Origin of the sequence: Endozoicomonas arenosclerae (assembly GCF_001562015.1) — a bacterium.
Classification (GTDB): Bacteria; Pseudomonadota; Gammaproteobacteria; order Pseudomonadales; family Endozoicomonadaceae; genus Endozoicomonas_A; species Endozoicomonas_A arenosclerae.
The window spans coordinates 1-4273 of sequence record NZ_LASA01000186.1 but is presented as its reverse complement, the minus strand read 5'-3'; the positions used below and the strand labels follow the sequence as shown (position 1 = coordinate 4273).

At 45.9% G+C, this 4273-nt stretch carries 3 protein-coding genes and 1 pseudogene; 3 read left to right on the top strand and 1 reads right to left on the bottom strand.

Annotation, left to right across the window (positions count from 1 at the left end; translation table 11 throughout):
* From WG89_RS33065 to WG89_RS26225, 3 genes and pseudogenes are all read left to right on the top strand, one after another.
* Window positions 1-233 (top strand): annotated as a pseudogene (locus WG89_RS33065) (hypothetical protein); the annotation flags it as partial.
* Window positions 212-1801: a hypothetical protein gene (locus tag WG89_RS26230; protein ID WP_153301839.1), complete on the top strand. Its 1590-nt coding sequence runs from the start codon at window positions 212-214 to the stop codon at window positions 1799-1801. The pseudogene WG89_RS33065 and the gene WG89_RS26230, both read left to right, overlap by 22 nt.
* Window positions 1802-1920: 119 nt before the next feature.
* Complete coding sequence (locus WG89_RS26225; RefSeq protein WP_062270621.1) at window positions 1921-2481, top strand: GNAT family N-acetyltransferase; 561 nt, start codon at window positions 1921-1923, stop codon at window positions 2479-2481.
* Window positions 2482-2498: 17 nt separating this feature from the next.
* Here the strand turns inward: WG89_RS26225 and WG89_RS26220 are convergent, their stop codons facing one another.
* The gene (locus tag WG89_RS26220; RefSeq protein WP_062270620.1) at window positions 2499-3944 is read right to left on the bottom strand and encodes a hypothetical protein; all 1446 of its coding nucleotides are present in this window, start codon (window positions 3942-3944) and stop codon (window positions 2499-2501) included.
* Window positions 3945-4273: the final 329 nt, after the last annotated feature.

The following is a 4273-nucleotide window of genomic DNA, read 5'->3' as shown; positions in this document are numbered from 1 at the left end:
ATCATTGGGCGGTGGAGAATAATCTGCACTGGATTTTGGACGTTGCATTTTCAGAGGACGCATGTCAGATAAGCACAGGAAATGGGGCTGAAAATTTCTCCATTCTGAGACGGCTTGCGCTGAACGCTATCAAAGCCAATAAGGGAAGTCGCAGTATCAAGAGTCACCGGAAGCTAGCAGGGTGGGACCATAAGCACCTGAAAAAGCTGCTTTGCTCAGTCGTTCTGAATTGATGCAATTGCCCTGGGTTGACTTCAAGCTGGTCGGAAAAGATATCCTGCAAAGTCCTGAAGAGTATTATCAACTTGAACCTGCAATCAATGCTGTGGTCAGACGACAGGAAGCGATGGAAACGGACGAGCTTCAGAAAAAAATGGCTACGGCTCACGGATACCGCCCTTCAAAACAAGACGACACCGACTCTGAGATATCCGAAGAACCCATGGAGATAGAAAGACCGCTCCCTGAAGGACTGGCTCCGGAAGATGTTATTGAAACCTTTTCTGACGATGAGATGATGCCTATCTGGGATCAGCCGGACTGGCCAACGCCATTCTCACTGGTGGAAATGCAGGATTATCCTTTGGCTGACCTGGTGAAGTTAGCCAATGGTGGTCAGGGCGTCCTGAACCGTAAAGCTCTGGCTTATCTTTTGCTGGATGAACTTAGAAGTGGTCAGAGAGCCACTGCCCGTCATGGTGTCAGTATGTTGTACCAGCATATGGGAAGCCTGGGTATCCAGGTACCTATAGAGCAACAGTTTGAAGCCATTGCGACTTTTGTTCCCATGTCCAAGGTACAACTGACTCAACTGATGTCCGGAAAGCTTTTAAGTAGTTATGGAAAAACGCAACCGGAATACCTGAAAGAATTTATTCGTTGCTGGGTCAGCCAGGGAAAGTCTTATACGGAGCTTTTCAAGCATTTGACCAAATGCAAAGTCCCCATACCGTCCGAGGCCAATGTGGGTAAAAAAGGTAAATGGGATGACGACAAGTTCCATGCCCTTTTGCCGGGACTCACTTTTTACTATGAGTCTTTTTCAGAGGAACAGCTCGAAGACTTGCATAAGCGAGCCGCCGAAAAAGACAGCAGTGCGGCGATGGTGTTACTTGATATGGCTCGACTCCAGGTTGAAGCAGGCACCAAACACTACATCTTGTCTGTAGCCACTCGATTGCAGAAAGGCCTTGGTGAAGTGGTAAGCAATCTCAACGCCAGAAAGCTGTTAGTCCCTCCAGGTTATAAGGAAAAATGGAAGTCTGAAGTCCTGGGTCAATATATTTATGACCGCTTTACGGATGAAGAATTACAAAAGTACAGTTTTTTACCTGCAGTAGCCCAGGTATTGATAACCAGAGGAAGTGGCACTGAAATCAAACAGAGTATCTACAGGCAGATTCAGGAAGAAGGCCCCTCTATCAGCCTGATGAACCGGCTCAATGGTATAAAAGCGCCTAACCCTTTCGATAAAACCTGGAACACCCGGTCGCTGGGTAAATATCTGAAGCAAAACTTCCCTTACAAGAATCTTTTCCCACGCTCACTGAAAGAAGTGTACGACGAAATCACCACAGAGAATTATGTCCATTCTGCCGAAAACATAGAGCTGGTGATCCGTGCACAATGGGGTCGCCCTGGTGCACTGGAAGCCATACTGGCTAAATATAATGAGTTGGGTACTGACCCCGAATCGGTAGCACAACACCTGAACCTTCACGGCCTGACAGACAAAAAAGGTCAGTCCTGGACCACCCCTTCTGCCAGAGAGGCAATGGAGCTGGCAGAACCGCCTTTATAGAGCTGCTTGTAACCTGATACGATGACTTTTGTTCAAAAGTCAGTGACTTTCAATTTCTCTGTCACGTCACTTTAAGGAAACGATCAAACTAATCATCATACAGGTTCTGGAATAGATAGATGCCAGACATCATAGAGTTAGAAACCGAGCGACTTATCTTACGACAATGGATGCATGATGATTTTCTGCCTTATGCACAGATGTGTGCCGACCCCAGGGTGATGGAATACTTTCCTGCAACTCTTAGTCAGAATGAAAGTAAAGAGATGGCTCTGCGCTGCCAGTCATTGATTGCAGAAAGAGGCTGGGGACTGTGGGCTCTGGAAGAAAAGGCCTCAGGAAACTTCATTGGCTTTACTGGCCTGCATATCCCCAAGGCAACCCTTCCCTTTTCACCCTGTGTAGAAATAGGCTGGCGATTATCCGCTGATTACTGGGGTAAAGGGTTGGCTTCTGAAGCGGCCAGAGCGTCTCTGAAAGTGGGCTTTGAAACCCTGGCACTGGATGAAATTGTTTCTTTTACCACCCTGACTAATACCCGCTCTCAGGCTGTAATGAAGCGACTGGGAATGACTTTGGATCCAGAGACATTTAAACACCCTGACCTGGACCCTGATCATGAACTGATTGAGCACTGCCTGTATCGCTTGAGCAAAACGGACTGGTCTCATAATAAGTGATAGAAATTATCATCAGGCTAATCTTTTAATGCATCCTGAAAGCCCTGATAGTCTTTCTTTTCAGCCAAAGTCATCAGCGTTTTCAATTTGGCTGGATTCATCAGTGCCAACAGGAAATTTTTGAGCAAACTGGCCGCTTGCTCCGGCTTACTTTCATGAATCAGTACATTGTATTCAATGCTCAGAGTGTTCAGCATGATTGTGACACCCTGTTGACTGCCAGCATCCAGACCAAACACTATGGAGTATAAATCAGGATGGTTCAGCAGCAGATGCAGGATGATCATGGCGATCTCGGAAGTGTTTTCCAGCGGAACACCTGCCAATGCATGAGATACCTGGGTTGCTGACAGTATCTTGGGAAAGTTGTAGCTCAGGCACTGAAACATCCTGCTGCCACACGTTGGCAAACCGACGTTATGCCAGCGAGTGCCCTGCTGGTTAACCAACCCCATGATGATTTGCAAGACCGGGGTCGTTCCGTTGTTTGCCCCTTGAATATACTTCCAGTTTTGATGCAGATTCCTGCCAATGGACTCCGGCCTCATGATGGCTGCCAGTATCGCCAGAAAATTGGGACTCAGCTCCAGCATTTGAGTAAATGCATCAAGCCCTTCTCCCCCCTGATTGATAATCCAGCCCAGTAACTGAGCTATCTGGGGATGAAGGGCAGCCAGTGGAAGGAGCTGGACCAGCTGCTCCTCTGTGAACAAGGTTAATGCCTGAGACGGTAGTCCACTGTTATACAAAGTCTGCATGAGACTTCTGAAATCCAAATCCGGGAACACTGCCACCAAATTCCAGATCAGCTGAAAATCAAACCCATGAAAATAAAGTGTTAAAAATTGAACAAGCGAAATATCGTAGGGCTTTGCATAAGTATGATAACTGTTGAGTAAGCTCTGGAACTCTGAGGGTTTATCGTACAGAGGCGTTAATAAAGCAATCCAGTCAGGATGCGCAGGCAGCTGCAGTAACCACTGGTAGACCTGTAAGTCAGGAAAGTTCTCCAGCATATCAATTATTTGTGGATTGGCACCCAGCATCACCAGCAGATTGGCCTGGGCATCGTCCTCCAGCTCATTATTGACGATCATTCTTTCCAGCAGCCTGGCCATTGAGTGGTTCACGAGGAGCAATCTGATAAGAAGCTCAATACCCTCCTGTCTATTCGCCCCCCATTGATGCCTTCTGATAAAAGCCACCAGCTCTGGGCATTGTGCCTGAAGAGCATCCTGCTGCTCCTGAGATTGTGCGCCAATCGGCATGAGCAGCACAGGGTCCCGAAAATACGGCTGGATTCCATTCAATTGCTCAGACTTCATAGCCCGTTCAAATCCTCCTTTTTCCAAAAGTGGAATTGAGGTAGCCATTTTTATATCGGGCAGTACAAGCTCAAAGCCCGCTGATTTAACAGGAGGTAGCATCACCAAAATGATGAGAAGAGTATTCCGCGCGTCCATAAATGAATTAAATCCAGAGTATAAAAATTTTTCGAAAAGCATAGCAGCGATAAATACGCATCCAATATTTTTTAAAAAATTCTGAGCTCTTCTATCTCTACTCAAATTAAAGAGGGCCTATATCGCTTCTCACTATAGACTCTCCAAACAACTGCATATCCAATAGAAAACTCTTTACCCCCTGTGCTACCAAAATTACAACAATCATTGCTAACTAAGAATTAGCAATTTAAATAACCACCTGAAAAAGAAAACACCCATTTAACAACCGTTCAAGAAATAAACTAAAAAATTTATTAAAAAAGACATTTTCTACCAATAAAAACCTT